Source organism: Sphingomonas sp. PvP056 (assembly GCF_040549155.1).
Classification (GTDB): domain Bacteria; phylum Pseudomonadota; class Alphaproteobacteria; order Sphingomonadales; family Sphingomonadaceae; genus Sphingomonas.
On record NZ_JBEPST010000005.1, the window covers coordinates 275,352 to 293,941 of the forward strand.

Sequence of the window (18,590 nt, forward strand, 5' to 3'; positions counted from 1 at the left end):
TTTGTCGGCTGAACAGGCTCCGTCGGGTGATGAGCGGCACGGCAGATCAGGCGGAAGGCGCGACCAAAGACCGCCATTCGTTCGCCACGCCCTGCGGCCAAGTAGAGCCACCCTTCGCCGGTCGCGATATACTCAATGTCGGCAAGCCAGAGCCAGATCCGGTTCGGCGCGCTCGCCAGAAAGCTCTGCGCCAGCAGGTTCGGCGCGACCGGCAGATAATGACGACTGTCGGTTGTACAGAGTCGGAACCGGCACCCAGCCGGCGCGCGGATACGATGTCAGCGCATTGGCCGCTCGACCCGACCACGGCTACATCGATGGCCTTCCGCCCGCCGGGCGGCATGCATCCCCGGCGATCCGTATCGACCCTGATGCCGCTCTTGGAGCCGACGCATGTCGCGGAGTAATGCCAAGTTCGCTGTTGTACGCGCGCTCGGTGCCTGGTCGCGCCGATCGTAATAGACGCTGCGGGACACGCCGAGCATGCGGAACATGACACTCACCGGCCAGGCGGACGCATGCTGCTCGATAAGGGCGAACTCCATCGTGGCATCTCCGCAAAGATGCCGACGCTTTTTTTAATACATCGCGCTCCATCCGCGCCCGCTCAAACTCGCGGCGCAACCGCGCAATCTCCGACGCCTGATCCGCGGGCAACGCCATCGTCGAGACTGGCGGCTTCGCCGCCGGGCTCGCGACCGGCACGCTGCTCTCCTCAAGCTTGCGCTGCCAGCGACGCAGCATCGTCGGCATGATCCCAACTCAGCTGTTACTTCGCTCTGCAGGCGACCGCTCGTCTCCCACAGCACCACCGCCTCGTTCTTGAACTCGTCCGGGAACCGCCGCTTCGTCGTATTTGCCATCATACACCTCCAAGCTCCGCAGAGCCTATCATCGGCGTCCGTCAAATCGAGGGAAGATCACTTGGCTCAGATAGGCAACATCGGACGCAGCAAGGCCGAGCGCCTTGGCACCGCTCTGCGGCACGATGTGCGCGGAGTCACCCGAGAGGAACAGCCGACCGTAACGCATTGTCTCGAACATATCGGAGCGCAGCGGTGCGATCGACATTTTCGAACGCAGGGCCGCGCGTCACCGGCCCGGCGGCGAGCGGCGCAAAGCAGTCCTCGCTTGAACTGCGGTTTCTCGCGACACGGGCTGTTCTTGCCAGCGTGTCACGCCCAGGCGAAGCATAATCGTCGAGGAAGAGCGCGATTGAGTGAACACCGACGAAGCGACCAAAACGACCGACAGTGTGGAGAAGATACGGTCAATGCGACTTCGGTGAGTTCTGAAGGCCGTAAATTCTGCTCTTCGATTTTGTCGAAGACAATCAACGCTATGAGGTGGTTTTGTATTAAGGAGGATAGACCTACGCTAACAATTATCCCGTACATAACGATTATATAATTGCAGTCTCCGGTAACTGTTATGACAATAATCGGTCTCTGCCCATCATTCGCAAGACGATAATTCGCTTATGCTTTCAATGTTGACACACGGGCGGTTCCCATGTGACCGGGTTCTAGATCATTCGTACCAATAACAAGAGAAATTCAGTGGTAATAAGCAAGGAGCGGGTGGCAGCCGCGTGGCGTTGGCAGGCACTGCTTGCAGCGGCAGCGATACCGCTCGCACCGGCCAGCGCGCAGGGTCTCGGCGTAGCTGCGGCCAACCAGACAGGTACGGCGTCGGACGGCTCCGCGAGCGCGGCGATGATCCAGACGCAAACCCTGCAAAGTCAGCGTCCGTATCGGCCGGACGACACCAAATATCGCTCCGACGAAATTCGCGCGAGCGGCCAACGCACCTCCGATGAGGGCAATGCCGAGCAGAGCGCTAGCGAGACGCGCAATCGCACGAACGCGCGCCTTGCTGTGCCAAACGAGTTCGAGACCTTCGCCTCGGAAGTCGCCGACAAGCCGATCCGCCGCTTCGGGGCCAATTTGCTGGTCCCGAGCGCGCGAGATTTCACAGCGCCGCCCAACACCACCGTTCCCGAAGACTACAAGATCAATGCGGGTGATCGCCTGGTGATCGGCCTGATCGGCTCGGCCGAGGCGGATAATCTGCCGGTCACGGTCGATACCGAAGGCCGAATCTTCATTCCGCGCGTCGGTGCGGTGCGGGTCGGCGGTCTTCGCTACGGGAATCTGCAATCGGCAATTTCGGCGCAAGTGTCGCGCGTCTATCGCAACTTCCACCTGTCGGTGTCGATCGGGCAGCTGCACGGCATCACGGTCTACGTGACGGGCTTTTCGACGACGCCGGGGTCGTACACGATCAGCAGCCTCTCCACGCTGGTCAATGCCGTGCTCGCCGCGGGGGGACCATCGGCCGGCGGCAGTTTCCGCTCGATCCAGCTGCGCCGTAACGGGCGGCTGATCTCGGACTTCGACCTGTATGATTTCCTGCTGAAGGGCGACAAATCGGCGGATGCCGTCTTGCAGAATGGCGACGTCATCTACATCGCGCCGGTCGGCGCGCAGGTCGCCGCGATCGGCAGCGTCAATAACGAAGCGATCTTCGAGGCACGGCCGAACGATACGCTGACCACCGTGCTGTTGTATGCAGGCGGGGTCAATACGGTGGGAGACACCGGGCGGCTGCTCGCGCTCGACCCGCTTGATCTGAAGGCCGGCTGGCGGCAACTCACGCCGACCGAAGCGAATTCGCAGATCGCCAGCCGCGCGCTGATCCTGCGCGTCCTGTCCGATCTTGGGATCGCGCGTCCACTCTCCAGCCAGAATGTCCTGGTGACGCTGGGCGGTGAAGTCGTTCGGCCCGGCCGCTATTTCGTGCCTGCCGGGACACCCTTGTCCGCAGCGATCGCACAAGCGGGTGGCTTGACGCCGAATGCCTACGCCTTCGCCGCCGAGTTTAAGCGCGAGGCGCTGCGACAACAACAGCGGCAGAGCTACGATCGCGTCATGCAGGATGTCGAATTCCTGCTGTCGGCGACCCCGCTCACCTCGGCCCTGTCGACCAGCAGCGAGCTCGACCGAACCAGCCAGTTGAGAACGCTTATCGATCGGCTCGGCTTGCAGCGGCCGGATGGACGCCTGGTGCTCGATGTCGATCCGGAAACGACGACGCTGCCAGATGGGTTGGTGCTCCAGAACAACGATGCAGTGTACATTCCTGCGCGCCCGGTGGCGGTCGGTGTGTTCGGGTCCGTCGCCAGCCCTGCTTCTTTCCAGTTCCGCACCGGTTCCACGGTTAGCGATTATGTCGCCCAGGCGGGCGGCGTGCAGAAGATCGGCGACCGCGGTCATATCTTCGTGATTCACGCGAATGGATCTTCGGTCGGGTCCGGGCACCATAAGGGAGGCGGCAAGGTTCTGAATCAGCGGATCCTGCCCGGCGACCTGATCTACGTCCCGATCAACCCGGCGCGTGGCGAGTTCTGGCGCAAATTGAGTGCCCTTACATCGGGTCTCGTGGGCCTGGCGCCGCTCGCGTTGTTAGCGAAATGAGATCGGCTTTGTCGCTTCGTGGCGCTCCGCGCGACAATTGCTGTCGCTTCATCGCTCCGATCATGGCGATGTCGCAGTGACGCGCGTGCATAACGCCATCCTTTGGGTGCAGCGCGCGCGCAATCGTCGCCTGGCCTATCTTGCACTGGCGCTCGTACTGGCGATCCTGTGCGTCGTCCCGCGGCCCTGGGTAGCCCGCGCGAAGTTGCTTCCGCAGGATTCGAGCAGCGCGGGCCTTGGCCAGATCCTCAATTCGTTGGGCGGGCAGTTGTCGAGCTTCGCCAGCCTCCTGAGCGGCGGACGTCCGCCGAATGACCTGTATCTCGTCATCGGGCGTAGCGCCCCCGTGACCACCGACGTGGTGAAGGCGTTGAACCTGGTCGGACCGGATCGCCGCTATTCGAGCGAATCCGCCGCGCGCATCGCGCTTAGGAACAAGGTCGACGTGCACTTGCTGCTGGGGGGCGTGGTCGAGATCGAGGCCCGCACGCGCAACCCGGAAGAAGCGCTGCACCTCACGACAGCTTACCAGAACGCGATCAGCGGCCGCATCGCCGCGCTCGGTCGCGAAACCATGAAGCGCAAGGCGCAGATCGTGCGGGATCGTTTCAAGGATGCGTCGGAACGGGTAGCCCAATCCGAGCGCACGCTCGACGCATTTCGCCGCGCAAACCGCCTCGCCGCACCCGAGCAACAGCTCGGTAGCGAAATCATGCGGACAGCGAGTCTCCAAGCGCAGATCCAGGCCAAGCAGGTCGAGGTGCAAGGCCTCGCACAGGTCGCCGGACCCGAGAACGTCCAACTGCAGTCCGCTCAGACGCAACTTGCTGCACTGCAGGGCCAATTGGCCGCGACGGACACGCCAAGCCTTGGCGCGGGCGGCCCGAACGTGTCGGGTCTGTCGCAACTGCAGAGCCGCTATCTCAACCTGTACCGCGACTATCGCTTCGCGCAGGGGCTGTACGATGTCTACGCCCGCGCCTCCGAGCAGTCGGCGGTCGAGAATATCGTGGCCGAGAGTGCGACCTATATCCAGGTTATCGAACCGGCCAACCTCGACGCGGCGCGGCATTACAACATTCCGGCGGTCGGCCTGCTGGTGGCGCTGGTCCTGCTGGCGCTGTTCACCGAGCTGTATGTGCCCGCGACCGGGCTGCGATGGAGCGATGTGCTCGGCAGGAGCGACGATGACACCCGCAAGTGAACGGCCGGCAATTTCCCCGGAAATCTCCGTCGTCATCCCGTGTTATAACGAAGAGGAAAACGTTCGGCAGATCCACGCCGCGGTGAAGGCCGAGCTGGAGACGCACGCCCGCAGTTACGAAATCCTCTTCATCGACAATGCGTCGACCGATCGCACGCGCCCGATGATGCGCGAGATCGTCGCTGCGGACCCGACCACGCGCGTCATCTTCAACAACCGCAATTACGGGCAGATGCGGTCGCCTACCTACGCCATCTATCAGGCGGAGGGATCCGCCGTGATCGCGATGTGCGCCGATTTCCAGGATCCGCCGGCCTTGATCGGCCCCTTGATCGCGCAGTGGCGCGCCGGTGCCGAGGTCGTGCTCGGCCAGCGCCGCAGCGAGCGCGCGTCGTTCGGAACGCGGCTCAGCCGGAGCCTGGGCTATACCTTGCTCGGCCGTTTCGCCGACTATCCGGTCATCCCGGGCGCGACCGGGTTCGGTCTCTTCAGCCGCGCCTGCGTCGATACGCTGGCATCCTGGAACGAGCCGGAGCCCTTCTTTCGCGGCATGGTGGTGGAAAGCGGCTTCCGTCTGGCGGTGATCCCGTTCGATCGACCCGAACGGGCCGCGGGTGTCACCAAGAACAACTGGCGCACGCTGTTCGATTTTGCGGTGTCCGGGCTGGCGGGCTCGTCGAAGGCGTTACTGCGCGCGCCCTTGATCCTGTCGGTCTATGTCGGAGCAATCGCTGCGCTATTGCTGCTTGCGACCCCAATCTCTGCGCTCCTGGGGGGCGGCGTCACCGGCCTGTTGCTTCTGCTCGGCGTTCAGACCGGCATGTTCAGCGTCCTGCTGCTGATCCTCGGCCTGATCGGCGAACAGGTCCGCGCGATTGCCGAGCGGACGCGCAACGTGCCGATGGTGATCGAGGACGAGCGTTTGGGCTTCCCGCCCGGGCGGGAGCGACCGTCGTCGCGTACGTTCGTCAAGCCAATCACGACAGACACGCTATGAGGATCAAGCGCGCTCCGGGCGAATCGCGCCGCCGCATTCCCGAAATGGGCCTCACCCTGCTCGTGGTCGCCGGATTGGCGCACCTGGCCGTTCGCTTCACCTATGACGGGTTTCTGCCGCCGCCCTTCATCTTCGATACCAACGACACCTTTATGGACTGGTTCAACACCGCGTTCTGGGCGCACAATCCTGGCGCGTTCGATAATTGGCGCACGGTCTACCCGCCGCTTTCGTTCGTATTCCTGCGAATCTTCGGCATGCCTGGTTGCTATGACGCCAGCAGTTTTGTGGGGCGCGATTGCGATTGGGTCGGCGTGACGGCAATTCTCTGCTGGTACGTGCTCGGCTCGGCGCTCGCGGCTCTTGCCTTCTGGCGTGCGGACGCGCGCACCGCGCCGTTCCGCAGCGTGTGTTTCATTTTCGGCCTTCCCTGGTTGTTCACCCTGGAACGCGGCAATCTGATCTTGCCGTGCTTCGTGTTCTTTACGCTCGCCCACGGCAACATCGTACGGTCGCCGGTGATCCGCGCCTTGGCAGCAGCGGTGACGATCAACTTCAAGCCGTACCTCGTTGTCCCGACCATGGCTTGGGCGTTGAAGCGACAGTGGCGCGTGCTGGAGTTGGCCGGCTTACTCACCCTGTTCGTCTATCTCGTCACATTTGCCGCGTTTGGCGACGGCACGCCGATGCAATTATACGCCAATACCGTGAACTGGGCGCAGTACGTCAGCGGTTATGTCTACGAGTTCCTCTTCTACTCCACCAGCTATGCGCCCGTCCTGGATCTCGACAGTTACAAATTTCCGACCCGCGACTTCGTAGGGTCGAAATTCCTGGAACAGCTGGTTTTCTGGATACCGGTCGTCCTGCATATGAGTCAGGCGCTGGCGCTGCTGGTGTTTGTTGGCGCCTGGCTTCAACCGCGCGCGTTACCCACGTCGCGCGTCGCGCTGATGGTTCTCACGATCTACCTGATGAACCAGAATCCCGGCGGGTATACCGAATCCTTCGTTGTGTTCCTGCTGTTCCTGGAGCGCTGGGAGCGCGCTGGCCCCATGATCGCCATCACCATGGGATATCTGTTGTGTGTCTCCTACGACTATGGCCTCGGTAATTTTGCGGTCCTCCACAACACGTCGTGGCTTGGCGGGCAGCCGGTTACGACGCCTGTCGGCATGGCGGCCGGCATGTTCCTTCGTCCGGGCTTCATCGTCATCCTGTTCTGGGGGCTTGCGCTCGACAGTCTGCTGCTGATCGCCCGCGCGCATCGCGGGCAACGCCCAACCCTGGCCGTGTCTCTGATGCAGGTGCCCGCATGACCTGGACGCTCGACGACGACCTCGCCGCGATCGGCTCCGCCCTGGCGGACGATTGGTCGCAACTCCGCGGCAAGCGGCTCTACATCACCGGCGGCACCGGTTTCATTGGCCGCTGGATGCTCGAGGCGCTGCGCGCGGCGGATCTGCGCTACGGCATCGGCGTCGATGTCACGGTGCTGACGCGCAACCCGGCCGCCTTCGCCACCAAGGCACCGCACCTTACCAGCCATCCCGGCTTCCGTTTCGTCGCCGGCGATATCTTGGCGTTCGAACCCGACGGCCAGCGCTACACGCATGTGCTCCACGCCGCGACCGAGGCGAGCGCGGACGTCAACATGAACCGGCCGATGCAGATGTTCGACACGGTCGTCGACGGAACGCGGCGCGCACTCGATTTTGCGATCGCGGCGGGGGCGGAGCGGTTCTTCTTCCTGAGTTCGGGTGCGGTCTACGGGGCGCAGCCCGCTGCGATGACCCATGTCGGCGAGGACTGGCTGGGCGGCCCCGATCCGCGCGATGCGCGCAATACCTATGCCGAAGCCAAGCGCGCCGCCGAACTGCTCTGCGCGATCTACCGCAAGAGCCACGGGCTCGACACGATCGTTGCTCGGATCTTTGCGCTGCTCGGGCCTTTGCTGGGCCTCGACATCCATTTCGCCGCGGGCAATTTCATCCGCGACGCGATGGCGGGACGAACCGTGCGCGTCGAGGGCGCGGGAACGGCGGTGCGATCGTATCTCTACGCGGCCGATCTCACGACCTGGCTGTGGGCAATGCTGCTGCGCGCCGAACCCGGGGCGACGTACAATGTCGGCTCGGAAGAAGCGGTTTCGATCGCCGAGCTGGCGGCGCGCACGGCGGCGCTGCTGGGGGATGCGGGGCATGAAGTGCTGGGCAAGCCGGATCCCGGGTGGAACCCCGGCCGCTACGTCCCCTCGACCGCGCTGATCCAGCGCGAACTTGGTGTCGCGGCAACAATCGGACTTGATGAAGCAATTCGCCGAACGGCGGCCTGGAACGGGTGGACGAGATGACCAAGATGAAGCTGTCGAACTGGCTTGCGGAGCAACTCGTGGCGCACGGGGTGCGCGACGTGTTCATGCTGACCGGCGGTGGGGCGATGCACCTCAACCATTCGATCGGCACGCATCCCGATCTCACCACGACCTTCTGCCATCACGAACAGGCGCTGGCGATGGCGGGCGAGGCCTATTATCGGCTCACCAACCGACTGGCGGTGGTCAACGTCACCTCGGGCCCGGGCGGCACGAACACGATCACGGGCGTCTACGGCGCGTTCGTCGATTCGGTCGGGATGCTCGTCATCTCGGGCCAGGTGAAGATCGAGACGACGGTCCGCCACACCGGTTTGCCGCTGCGCCAATATGGCGACCAGGAGCTCGACATCGAGCCGATCGTCACGCCGATCACCAAATATGTGACGATGGTCACCGACCCGCGCTCGATCCGCTATCATCTCGAAAAGGCGATCCATCTCGCAACGACCGGACGCCCCGGCCCGGTATGGCTCGACATCCCGCTCGACGTCCAGGCGGCGCAGATCGACCCCGACGACCTCCTCCCCGGCTTCGACCCCGCCGAACTGAACGAACCCTGGACCAGGACCGACCTCACCGCCGCGGCCGCCGCGATCCTTGATCGGCTGGCCAGCGCCAAGCGACCGGTGGTGTTCGCCGGCGGCGGCGTCCGCCTGTCGGGGGCGCATGCCGACTTCATCACGCTGGTCGAGAAGCTCGGCGTGCCGGTCGTGACCGGCTGGAACGCGCACGACGTGATCTGGAACGACCATCCGCTGTATTGCGGTCGTCCCGGCACGATCGGCGATCGCCCGGGCAACATGGTGACGCAGAGCGCCGACCTGCTGATCGTGCTCGGCAGCCGGCTCAACATCCGCCAGGTCAGCTACAATTGGGCGAGCTTCGCGCGCGAGGCGTATAAGATCTGGGTCGATATCGACCCGATCGAGCTGCAGAAGCCCAACGTCAGGCCCGACATGCCCGTCGTCGCGGACTTGAAGGACCTGATCCCTGCCCTGCTCGACCAGCCCTATGCGGGCCCCACGGCCGAGCAACGCGAGTGGCTCGAATGGGGCAAGGAGCGTGGCCGCCGCTTCCCGGTGGTGCTGCCCGAATATGAGAATAGCAAGGTGTGCCACCCCTATGTGGCGATGCAGAAGCTGTTCGCGCAGCTCGCGGAGGACGATATCGTCGTTACGGGCAACGGCAGCGCGTGCGTGGTCAGCTTCCAGACTGCCGACCTCAAGAAGGGCCAGCGGCTGTGGACCAATTCGGGCTGCGCGACGATGGGCTACGAGCTGCCGGCCGCGATCGGCGTGGCTGCCGCAACTGGACGCCACAAGCGCGTGATCTGCATTGCAGGGGACGGCAGCATCATGATGAACCTGCAGGAGATGCAGACGATCGCGGGCTACGGCCTGCCGGTGAAGGTGTTCCTGCTTAACAACAACGGCTATGTCTCGATCTTCCAGACGCACCGCAACTTCTTCAACGGCGTCGAAGTCGGCGGCGGGCCCAAGAGCAACGTCACCTTCCCCGACTTCAGCAAGCTCGCGACCGCATTCGGCTTCAACCATATGCGCGCCAGCCGCCACGACGAGCTGGAAGCCGCAATCCGCGCGACGCTGGACGCCGAGGGGCCGGCGCTTTGCGAGATCCTGATCGACGAGAACGTGCCCTTCGCGCCAAAGCTCGGTGCCAAGCAGCATCCCGACGGCCGCATCACCTCGCCCGCTCTGGAGGATCTGTCGCCGTTCCTCGACCGAGAGGTGCTGCGCGAAAACATGCGCATCGCCCTGATCGAGGAGTGAGCGCCGTCATGCACCGCATTGTGGATGCCGCATCGTCCCTCGTCGCCCGCGGTGGGAAGCCGTTGCGGTTTCTCATGGTCGGCGGACTGAACACGGCGCTCGGCCTGACCCTTTACCCGGTGTTGCTATGGTCCGTGCCGTGGCTGCGGATCCACTACATGGTCGCGCTGCTGATCGCGCAAGCGCTCGCCACGCTGTTCGCCTTCATGACCTACAAGCTGCTGGTCTTCCAGACGCAAGGGCGGACCGGCCGCGAGCTCATCCGCTTCCTCGCTTTCTATCTGGCGAACTATGCGGTGAACTGGGCGGCGCTGCCGTTTCTGGTCGAGGTCGCGCATCTGCCACCGATCATCGCGCAACTCGGCTTCGCCGTCACGCTCGCGGTACTCAGCTGGTTCTGGCACAACCGCGTCACCTTCGGCGCGCAAGAGCCGCCTTCGGTCGTTCCGGACTCATGACAAGGTTGAAGGCTCGGCTGTTCCAGTCGTGAAAGTGATTGCGACCTGATCGCGAAAGAGCAAGGACGTTCGGCGGCCTGGTCTGGATCAAACTCATCATGGAGTTATTGTGCATCACCACCACAATTTAGTAAGTGCCTTGCTCCGGCAAGTAGCCGCGGAAATCGTCTTGCCACGGTTTCTCAATCTACGCGCCGATGAAATCGTGGAAAAGTCACCGGGTGAGATCGTAACCATAGCTGATCGCGAAGCCGAAATTCGGCTATCCGAAGGGCTGAACGTCATCGACGGTGATGCGCGGATCGTGGGCGAAGAAGCCTGTTCGGCAGACCCCACGCTGCAAGCCGATCTCGATCGTGGACGGTGCTGGATCATTGATCCGATCGACGGCACCGCGAACTTTGCGGCTGGTCGGCAGCCCTTTGGCATCATGATTGCGCTAGTCGAAGATGGGGTGGCTCAAGCAGGCTGGCTGTTCGATCCGGTAAGCAACCGGATGTGCCACGCGAGTCGTGGCGGGGGCGCGTTCATCAATGATGTGGCGATCACGGCGAAGCCCAGCAATGCAGAATTTCCGATCGTATCTATCGCGTCGCAATTCATGACCGAGGAAGGGCGCGCCGCGGTTCACGCCCGGGCGGAGCGCGCGTTTGAGGTGGTCCCGATCCCGCGGTGCGCGGCCGAGCACTATCCGCGGATCTGTCTGGGCCAGAATGATCTGGCGATGTTTCAGCGAACGCTGCCATGGGATCATATTCCGGGCGCGTTGTTCCTGATGGAGGCTGGGGGCCATGTCGCACGCTGGGACGGGACGCCTTATTGCGTGGGCGATGACGGAACGGGGATCTTGGCGGCTGCGACGCCTGCTTTGTGGGATCTCGGCGCAGAGGTTCTACTCGGCCAGCCAACCTTGCCCAAAACGCTTCGATCGCAAGCGGGATCGTCAGCGCGCTGGAGATAACGTTGGTCAGACGTGCGCGAGCGTGATCATATTACCGAGCTTCAGGCCCAACGCTGCCTTGGGCAATGGGATTTTGCCCAGGTCGATCCCTACCGTGTAGGCGGCTTGTCGGACCATGAAGTCGATTGGGAAATAATTGACTGACCTTTGCACTTCGACCTTTTGATACGCGGCACGGCGTACGAGAGTCTTGATCGAGGCCGGGCTATAGAGTTCGGGGTGCTGGAGGCAAAAAGGCGGCCAGCGCGACGCCATCAACTTGCGCAGCAACGATGCCTCATTGTGGGTAACGATCATCAAGACGCCGCCGGGCTTGAGCTTGACCCGGATACGCTCGAGCATCGCTCGGGGGTCAAGCAAATGGTCAAGCACGTGGACCATGACGGCGAGGCCGACCGACCTGTCGGGTACGATCGAAAGGTCGTTCATCTCCAACGAAATGTCGTGCGGAGCATTCCCTGCTGCTTGAGCGAGCGCGCCATGCACGGCCCCATTCGGCTCGAACAACCAATAGTGGTCGAACCGCGCTTCGGCGACCGCAAGGCGAACGATATAACCGACGTCGGGGCCGATTTCGAGATAGCCACCGTCGAGCGGCGCTGTCCCGGCCGTGACATCCCAATACCCGCGCTGCGTCGCTTCGAGCGATGCGGTCGGCACCACTTCCATATTGGGCGCCATGTCCGCATAAAGCTGCTCGAGTTGCTCGTCTGAAAAATACGTCGGTGCGAACAAAACGCCACACGCTGCGCACCGATCGTAGGAGAAAAATACCTTCTTCTTGAACAGGCCGCTCCAATAGGGGCGCAGTTGATCAAGGGAAAGGTCCTCGGCGCGTTGATCCGAAGATGCCTCGGCACGTGCCGAGGTGGAAGCGCAGACCGGACAGGCGCGGCTGAGGAAGGATATCGGAGTCATGCTTTGCTTTGTGAGCCTCGCAAATAACCGTTGTGTCTATCCTGTCCTTCGCGTGTCCGGGCGGTTGGTTGTCCATGAGACGTGCTACGCCCTAATTGCCGACCGGGGTTCAGCCTCCTCAAAGGAGTATCGAGGCTATCCTTTTTCCTGATAGGCGTTGAACAACGCCCTCAGACGGTCTCGAGCTGCGAAGCGCGCTGGCGTTTCTGCATCATTTCGATCCGCGGCTCGTCCTCCTTGGCGATTTTCATGTAGTAATCGCGCTTATTCTGGAGCCACATCAGCTCGAAATCGACTGCGTTGGCGATCCCGGCAACGATCTTGTCGGTTTCGATCGCGTTGCCCTCGAAGATGATCTTGCGCGTCTCGAACCGGTCGAGACGTACCTTGCGAACTTCGCGCAAGGCGTCGATCGCCTCGGCCGACACCGAACCGCCAACGACCAGCTCGAGATCGGCATCGCGGCATGCATGCGCGACGAGAAGCACTGCTTCGGTGATCGAACGCTCGTTGACCGCGCCGCGCGGCATGCCGCGCGAGAGCGTGAAATCGACGCGTCCGAAGACGACTCCGTCGACATTGCCCTTGGCGAGCTCGACCATCTCGTCGAGATTCTGGAGCGTCGTCTGGGTCTCGAGATTGAACAGGAACTGGGTCCGCTGGTTCTCGGGACCGTGTACCTTGTCCTTTGCTTCGATATACTTGGATAGCGCGTAGCGGGTTTCCACCATGGGCGCGATCACATGGTCGATGCCATAAACCTTGGTTGATAGAAGATCGCTGACTGCTTCGCAACCGCCGATCTTGAGTGCGACCTTTACATCGGCACGCTGTGCGATTTCGAGCAGACGGTGAAACTCGTCCGGACGTGTACCTTCGGCCTCGAATTCAGCCTTTACGGCTACAACGCCATAGCTGTCGCGACCTTTCTTGAGCACATCCAGCATCTTACGTTCTAAAGAGTTCACGGAAATATTACTCCCTGCCAATTTTCGTTATTTCGCTGCTGGCAGTACAATCCATTAGCTGTTCTTACACGCCCCGCCAGTTGACTTATCAACTATAAAAATTCAAGGTCTAAACTTGGTGCGTAATAAAATTGACTGGTACCAACGTGTTGCGATCTTGCAGGCGCAGCGATGGTTGCGGTTGCCGGTACCGCCGCTGCGACCACCCAGTCCCGCGGCTTTTGAACGACGTGGCGCTTGGGTCTGGCGGGCATATGGTCGATTGCGGTCGGTCTTGCGGCGGCGGCGGTTCCGTTGCGGATTGGCGCGGCGATCGCCGCTGCCCGGGGTGACCGGAATCGTTACGGTCCCTTATCGTTTCCCGGCAAGCGTGATACGGGCGGCGCATGATGTCATCCCTGATCGCCGTGATCACCGCCCTCGCGGTTTCGTCGGCGCTGCCGTCCGCTGCGGCGACGGTAGCGAAGGCCGAGCCGAGCCTCCCCCGGCCTGATGGGACTGCGCTACCCCAGGGGGGCGCGCTGCCATCGGGCGGTGCTGATTTCGATACGACGATGCTGCGCTGGTCGCGTCCGGCGGCAGTATCGGTCCACGAGCGACTCGAACTTCCTGTCGCCGTAGCGCATCTTTCTTCCCGCTTCGGCATCCGCCGCGACCCACTGCACGGCGGCATGCGCGCACATAGGGGCATCGACATCCCGGACCCGGTCGGAACGCCCGTCCATGCTGCCGGAAGCGGCACGGTCACCTTTGCCGGATGGAGCCGTGGGTATGGCAATATGGTCCGGATCGATCACGGCGATGGCAACGAGACGCGCTATGCGCATCTGCGGTCGATCACCGTCGTCCCCGGTGCCGTTTCGCAGGGGGCCGTCATCGGGAATGTCGGCTCGACCGGTCGCTCGACCGGCGCGCATCTCCATTTCGAAGTTCGGCAGCGCGGCGCGGCGGTCGATCCGATGACGCAGGATGGAGTGTTGCTCGCCCGTGGTGAACGGGAGCCACTCGTCCCGCTCCAGCTGCACTGGAGCGGGTACGGTCCGGATGCAACGGCGTTGCCGCAATCGCGTTTGCGCTGACGTGCGGACACCGCGCCCGCACCGTTACCGCTCGACCCGCGCCCGATAAGCAGCGATCTGGTCGAGCGTCGCCGCCCGCGCGTCACCGCCCGCGCCGACCTGCTTGTGCCAGGTCACGATCCACTCCAGTGCTTCCTCGAGCCGTAGCACCGGCCGCCAGCCGAGCAGCGCCCGCGCCTTCGACGTGTCGAGCTTGAGCAACCCGGCCTCGTGCGGCACCGCGCCCGAGAAGGGCAACGACTCCGCGGCGTCGCCTCCCCAGGCGGCGCGCATCGTCTCGACGATCCAGCCGACCGGGCGCGCGACCTCATCCGCCGGGCCGAAATTCCACGCATCGGCAAAGCCCGGCGCGCGCGCCAGCATCCGCTCGGCGAGGAGCAGATAGCCGCTTAGTGCCTCCAGCACATGCTGCCATGGCCGCACCGACAAGGGCGCGCGAATCTCGGGCGCCGAGCCCTGTTCGAACGCCCGCACCAGATCGGGCACCAGCCGATCGAGCGACCAGTCGCCACCGCCGATCACATTGCCGGCCCGCACCGAGGCTAGCGCCATCGGGTCCTCGCCCGCCGCGCCCGTCAGATGATACGACCGGCGATAGGCCGCGATCGCCAGTTCGGCGCACCCCTTGCTGCTGCTGTAAGGATCATGCCCACCCATCGGGTCGCTTTCGCGATAGGGCCAGATCCACTCGCGATTCTCGTAGCATTTGTCGGTGGTGATGCAGACCAACGCCGCCACCCCGCCAATCCGCCGCGCCGCATCCATGACATGCACCGTGCCGAGCACGTTGGTGGCGAAGGTCTCGACCGGCTGCGCATACGACAGCCGAACCAACGGCTGCGCCGCGAGATGGAAGATCACTTCCGGCCGGACCTGATCGATCACGCGCTCGACCGCCGCCAGGTCGCGGATATCGGCGATGTGGTGATCGACCAGATCGCCGATCCGCGCCGCCTCGAACAGGCTGGGATCGGTCGCCGGCGTCAGCGACAGGCCAGCGACCTCGGCCCCGAGCTGGTGCAGCCAGAGCGTCAACCAACCGCCCTTGAAGCCGGTATGGCCGGTGACGAGGACGCGCCTTCCCTGCCAGCTGGTCGCCGTGCCTGCGCTACTCACCAGACCTTCCACGGAGCCTCGTCGCGGCTCCACAGATCCTCGAGATAGATTTTGTCGCGCAAGGTATCCATTGGCTGCCAGAAGCCGTCATGGCGATAGGCCATGAGGTCGCCGGAGCTGGCGAGCGTCTCGAGCGGTTCTGCCTCCCACACCGTCTCGGACGAGGAAACGAGATCGAGCACGCTCGGGTCGGCGACGAAAAAGCCGCCGTTGACTCGCCCGCCGTCGCCAGCCGGCTTCTCCTTGAAGCCTGCGACACGGTCGCCGTCGAAATCGATCGCGCCGAAACGTCCCGGCGGGCTGACCGCGGTGACGGTGGCACGGCGTCCGTGGCTGTTGTGGAAGGCGACCAGCCCGGCGATGTCGATGTCGCTCACGCCGTCGCCATAGGTGAAGCAGAAAGGCTCATCGTCCTTCAGATGCGACCGCACCGCCGCGAGCCGGCCCCCCGTCATCGTCGTCGGGCCCGTATCGACCAGCGTGACGCGCCACGGTTCGCTCCGGGAACAGTGAACCTCCAGCGAGTTCTTGGACATGTCGACCGTCACGTCGGAGGTGTGGAGGAAGTAGTTCGCGAAGAACTCCTTGATGAGATATCCCTTGTAACCAAGGCAGATAACGAAGTCGGTGATCCCGCCGGCAGTGTAGATCTTCATGATGTGCCAAAGGATTGGCATTCCGCCGATCTCGACCATCGGCTTTGGCCGGACGGCGGTTTCTTCGCCCAGCCTGCTGCCGAGTCCGCCCGCCAAGATTACTGCCGTCGTCATATTGTTCCCCCCGCGGTGTCGCAGGAGGCGCTTCTATAAATAGACAAAGGCTAATGCTACTGCCAATCGCCTGTAATGAAGATGATGATTCAATCAATAGTAGGGTCAGTGCGACCATGGCGTATCTTGGTGCTTGTAGCTATTATGGCAACTGCCTTCGCTATGCGTCTGCGCGGACTGGATTTTGGTCTTCCGGCGTTGCTTGATCCGGACGAGCCGATCTTCGTGCTGATCGCCCTGAAGCTGCTCAAGGAGCATACGTTAAACCCCGGGTGGTTCGGCCACCCGGGTACGACCACGATCTACTCGCTCGCACTGGTCGAGGCCGGCATCGTACTGGTAGGAACATTGACCGGGCGTTTTCCCGACACGAATGCCTTCGCTAAGGCACTTTTTCACGATCCCGCGGTTGCTTTTCTCCCTGGCCGTGTCGTCATACTGATCAGCGGCCTGACCGTTATTCTTCTGGCGTATCAACTAGCCCGACGGTTGTTCGATACGCGGGTCGCCCTGCTGACTGCGGCGCTGCTGGCGATCGATCCGATCCACATCCGTTATTCGCAGATCATCCGCACCGATATGCAGTCGACCATCTTCATCCTGTTGGCCTTGCTTGCAGCGATGCGGATCGTCGAGCGCGGGTCGCTGCGCGCCTATCTTATTGCGGGCATGTGGGTCGGGATCGCCTGTGCCACCAAATGGCCCGCGGGAACGGTGGCGGCGGGTGTCGTGGGCGCAGCGCTGCTTCGGATCCGGCTCTATCCGAGCGAATACCGCTTGGCGCTGCGCAGGCTCGGCTGCTGTGCGCTCATGGCCGTCGCAAGTTGCGTGATCGTGTCACCTTACCTGGTTCTGGACTTCGCGACCGTGATTTCGAACCTGCAGGGTGAAGGTCGAGCGGTTCATGTCGGTGCGACCGGCAACGGACTCCTGGCCAATATGGGCTGGTATCTGGGCAATCCGCTGACCAATGCGCTAGGAATTGGCGGCTTGGCGCTCGCTGCGGCCGGGCTCGTCGCGAGCGCGCGGCGCCAGCCGATCTTCGGCTACGTCGTCGGAAGCGCGATCGGCGTATTCTTCGTCTCGATCACCGTCCAGAACCTGATTTGGGAGCGCTGGGTGGTGCCGCTCCTTCCGCTGCTGACGATCGCACTCGCCTACGCCACGGTTTCTTTTGTTGATAAGGTCCGAAAGCATTTTCCACTGTTCAAGCTTCCGGCCGCAATCGCGATCACGCTCCTTGTCGCCGTACCGCCATTGCGTGTTGCCAACGCCCAGGCGGTCGAACGCGCCGTCGACACACGTCGTCTCGCCACGGCCTGGGCCATGCAGCATATTCCACCGGGCAACACCGTCGCGATCGAATATCTGGCCTTTGACGCATTGTCCGCGCCATGGCGCTTCCTGTATCCGGGCGGCAATCGCGGATGTTTCGACCCACGCACCTTTGTGACGCGGCAGATAACCGTCTCCACCGTCGGCTCGTGGCATTCGTCACGACCTATCGTCGATTTTGCTGACATAGAAGCGGACCGCACGGAGAGTTGTCGCGCTGACTATTTGATTTTTGCCAATTACGACCGCTATGTTGCCGAAAGCGCGCGTTTTCCGACCGAGATCGCCAACTATCGCCGCATCGCAGCGGGAGGGCATCTGGTCGCGGTCTTCACGCCTCACCCCGGGAGCGTCGGTGGGCCGATCGTACGGATCATCCGCTTGCCAGCCTGTCGCGCTCAAACGATGCGCTCGAACGAGCCCCGCTGCCACTCCTGACAGGGAATGAATTTCGGGAACAGAGCAACCGAGCCACCTCCCAACTACGCTCGGAAAGCTAATACAGAGCGTCACGATCTATCGTGGGGGGAGCCCACCCCTGCGGCGGACGTCGTGGCAACAGTTGTTAAGCTCGGCACGGGCGCCATAGACGACAACGCCGCTCGTAAGGACAGCTTTGCCGTTTAGCGTTTGCATGCGGGGACTCAATTTGACCCCTGTAGTTTGCCCCCTGTAGAACGTGTTTTCGGCTCATCGTCAGTTTCGGCTGTAACATCGCGTTGACACAATTTCGGCCTTTCGCAACTGGCCCGACAGCTCTCTCAAACCGAGCTTACGCTCGGATGAGCTGATCATCGATGCTCGTGAACACCCTTGACCGTTCTCGCTCGAGGCAGCAGCGCGAGAAATTGTACGACTGGCTTAACCGGCACCACTGTCGTCATACGCTTCAATTGCCGAACGCACCATCGATCGTATGCATCGCCCTCGTTACGAAGCTTGCCTCTGGTCCCGCCCGCCAAGCGACAATTTCCGAAACTTCCTTCAAACAGTTCCTGCCGCTGCCTAGTCGGCATCTATCCGGTGGTTAATTAATGCTACCAATTGTTCTAATGTACTCACCGGAACCTTTCCGGTCAATTAAACTTAGTCCCAAGAAGCGGTGGCATCTTTGCTTGACAGCGATCCCGCAGTTCTTGGA

Annotated in this window: 14 protein-coding genes and 2 pseudogenes; 10 read left to right on the plus strand and 6 right to left on the minus strand. The window is 62.6% G+C overall.

Translation table 11 applies throughout. The features are described 5' to 3' along the window. Positions 1 to 92: 92 nt before the first annotated feature. Positions 93 to 863 (minus strand): annotated as a pseudogene (locus tag ABIC17_RS14025) (IS3 family transposase); the annotation flags it as partial. A 43-nt stretch (positions 864 to 906) separates the two neighbouring features. Then, positions 907 to 1,114 (minus strand): annotated as a pseudogene (locus tag ABIC17_RS14030) (FAD-dependent monooxygenase); the annotation flags it as partial. Positions 1,115 to 1,580: 466 nt separating this feature from the next. Between ABIC17_RS14030 and ABIC17_RS14035 the strand changes: the two are divergent. From ABIC17_RS14035 to ABIC17_RS14070, 8 genes are all read left to right on the plus strand, one after another. Then, on the plus strand, positions 1,581 to 3,476 hold the full coding sequence (locus ABIC17_RS14035; protein WP_354282714.1) for a polysaccharide biosynthesis/export family protein: 1,896 nt from the start codon (positions 1,581 to 1,583) through the stop codon (positions 3,474 to 3,476). A gap of 85 nt (positions 3,477 to 3,561) precedes the next feature. After that, complete coding sequence (locus tag ABIC17_RS14040; RefSeq protein ID WP_354282716.1) at positions 3,562 to 4,680, plus strand: capsule biosynthesis protein; 1,119 nt, start codon at positions 3,562 to 3,564, stop codon at positions 4,678 to 4,680. After that, entirely contained in the window at positions 4,664 to 5,677 is a 1,014-nt protein-coding gene (locus tag ABIC17_RS14045) for a glycosyltransferase family 2 protein (RefSeq protein ID WP_354282718.1), read from the plus strand. Before ABIC17_RS14040 ends, ABIC17_RS14045 begins: the two co-directional genes overlap by 17 nt. Further along, entirely contained in the window at positions 5,674 to 6,996 is a 1,323-nt protein-coding gene (locus ABIC17_RS14050; protein WP_354282720.1) for a hypothetical protein, read from the plus strand. Before ABIC17_RS14045 ends, ABIC17_RS14050 begins: the two co-directional genes overlap by 4 nt. Further along, positions 6,993 to 8,030: an NAD-dependent epimerase/dehydratase family protein gene (locus tag ABIC17_RS14055; RefSeq protein WP_354282722.1), complete on the plus strand. Its 1,038-nt coding sequence runs from the start codon at positions 6,993 to 6,995 to the stop codon at positions 8,028 to 8,030. The genes ABIC17_RS14050 and ABIC17_RS14055 overlap by 4 nt, the downstream gene beginning before the upstream one ends. Then, positions 8,027 to 9,844 (plus strand): thiamine pyrophosphate-binding protein, encoded by a 1,818-nt coding sequence (locus ABIC17_RS14060; RefSeq protein WP_354282724.1) that lies wholly within the window; start codon positions 8,027 to 8,029, stop codon positions 9,842 to 9,844. Before ABIC17_RS14055 ends, ABIC17_RS14060 begins: the two co-directional genes overlap by 4 nt. Before the next feature lie 8 nt (positions 9,845 to 9,852). Beyond that, complete coding sequence (locus ABIC17_RS14065) at positions 9,853 to 10,302, plus strand: GtrA family protein (protein WP_354282726.1); 450 nt, start codon at positions 9,853 to 9,855, stop codon at positions 10,300 to 10,302. Positions 10,303 to 10,411: 109 nt separating this feature from the next. Then, the gene (locus ABIC17_RS14070) at positions 10,412 to 11,263 is read left to right on the plus strand and encodes an inositol monophosphatase family protein (protein ID WP_354282728.1); all 852 of its coding nucleotides are present in this window, start codon (positions 10,412 to 10,414) and stop codon (positions 11,261 to 11,263) included. Positions 11,264 to 11,269: 6 nt separating this feature from the next. Here the strand turns inward: ABIC17_RS14070 and ABIC17_RS14075 are convergent, their stop codons facing one another. Next, complete coding sequence (locus tag ABIC17_RS14075; RefSeq protein ID WP_354282730.1) at positions 11,270 to 12,181, minus strand: class I SAM-dependent methyltransferase; 912 nt, start codon at positions 12,179 to 12,181, stop codon at positions 11,270 to 11,272. 170 nt (positions 12,182 to 12,351) lie between these two features. Further along, positions 12,352 to 13,128 carry an aldolase/citrate lyase family protein gene (locus tag ABIC17_RS14080; RefSeq protein WP_354282841.1) on the minus strand — a complete coding sequence of 259 codons (777 nt, stop codon included), beginning with the start codon at positions 13,126 to 13,128 and terminating at the stop codon, positions 12,352 to 12,354. Positions 13,129 to 13,535: 407 nt separating this feature from the next. Here ABIC17_RS14080 and ABIC17_RS14085 point away from each other — a divergent pair, with 407 nt between their 5' ends. Next, complete coding sequence (locus tag ABIC17_RS14085) at positions 13,536 to 14,228, plus strand: M23 family metallopeptidase (RefSeq protein ID WP_354282732.1); 693 nt, start codon at positions 13,536 to 13,538, stop codon at positions 14,226 to 14,228. Between the two features lie 24 nt (positions 14,229 to 14,252). Here ABIC17_RS14085 and rfbG read toward each other — a convergent pair whose 3' ends face one another. Then, complete coding sequence (gene rfbG / locus ABIC17_RS14090; RefSeq protein WP_354282734.1) at positions 14,253 to 15,344, minus strand: CDP-glucose 4,6-dehydratase; 1,092 nt, start codon at positions 15,342 to 15,344, stop codon at positions 14,253 to 14,255. Beyond that, entirely contained in the window at positions 15,341 to 16,114 is a 774-nt protein-coding gene (gene rfbF / locus ABIC17_RS14095) for a glucose-1-phosphate cytidylyltransferase (protein ID WP_354282736.1), read from the minus strand. Before rfbF ends, rfbG begins: the two co-directional genes overlap by 4 nt. A gap of 144 nt (positions 16,115 to 16,258) precedes the next feature. Here rfbF and ABIC17_RS14100 point away from each other — a divergent pair, with 144 nt between their 5' ends. Further along, entirely contained in the window at positions 16,259 to 17,887 is a 1,629-nt protein-coding gene (locus tag ABIC17_RS14100; protein WP_354282738.1) for an ArnT family glycosyltransferase, read from the plus strand. Positions 17,888 to 18,590 lie beyond the last annotated feature (703 nt).

Coding starts and splice junctions, on each gene's coding strand:
- ABIC17_RS14060 (WP_354282724.1), top strand. CDS start 8,027: ATGACCAAGATGAAGCTGTCGAACTGGCTTGCGGAGCAACTCGTGGCG.
- ABIC17_RS14055 (WP_354282722.1), top strand. CDS start 6,993: ATGACCTGGACGCTCGACGACGACCTCGCCGCGATCGGCTCCGCCCTG.
- ABIC17_RS14045 (WP_354282718.1), top strand. CDS start 4,664: ATGACACCCGCAAGTGAACGGCCGGCAATTTCCCCGGAAATCTCCGTC.
- ABIC17_RS14100 (WP_354282738.1), top strand. CDS start 16,259: ATGGCAACTGCCTTCGCTATGCGTCTGCGCGGACTGGATTTTGGTCTT.
- ABIC17_RS14080 (WP_354282841.1), bottom strand. CDS start 13,128: ATGCTGGATGTGCTCAAGAAAGGTCGCGACAGCTATGGCGTTGTAGCC.
- ABIC17_RS14065 (WP_354282726.1), top strand. CDS start 9,853: ATGCACCGCATTGTGGATGCCGCATCGTCCCTCGTCGCCCGCGGTGGG.
- ABIC17_RS14075 (WP_354282730.1), bottom strand. CDS start 12,181: ATGACTCCGATATCCTTCCTCAGCCGCGCCTGTCCGGTCTGCGCTTCC.
- ABIC17_RS14050 (WP_354282720.1), top strand. CDS start 5,674: ATGAGGATCAAGCGCGCTCCGGGCGAATCGCGCCGCCGCATTCCCGAA.
- ABIC17_RS14085 (WP_354282732.1), top strand. CDS start 13,536: ATGATGTCATCCCTGATCGCCGTGATCACCGCCCTCGCGGTTTCGTCG.
- rfbF (WP_354282736.1), bottom strand. CDS start 16,114: ATGACGACGGCAGTAATCTTGGCGGGCGGACTCGGCAGCAGGCTGGGC.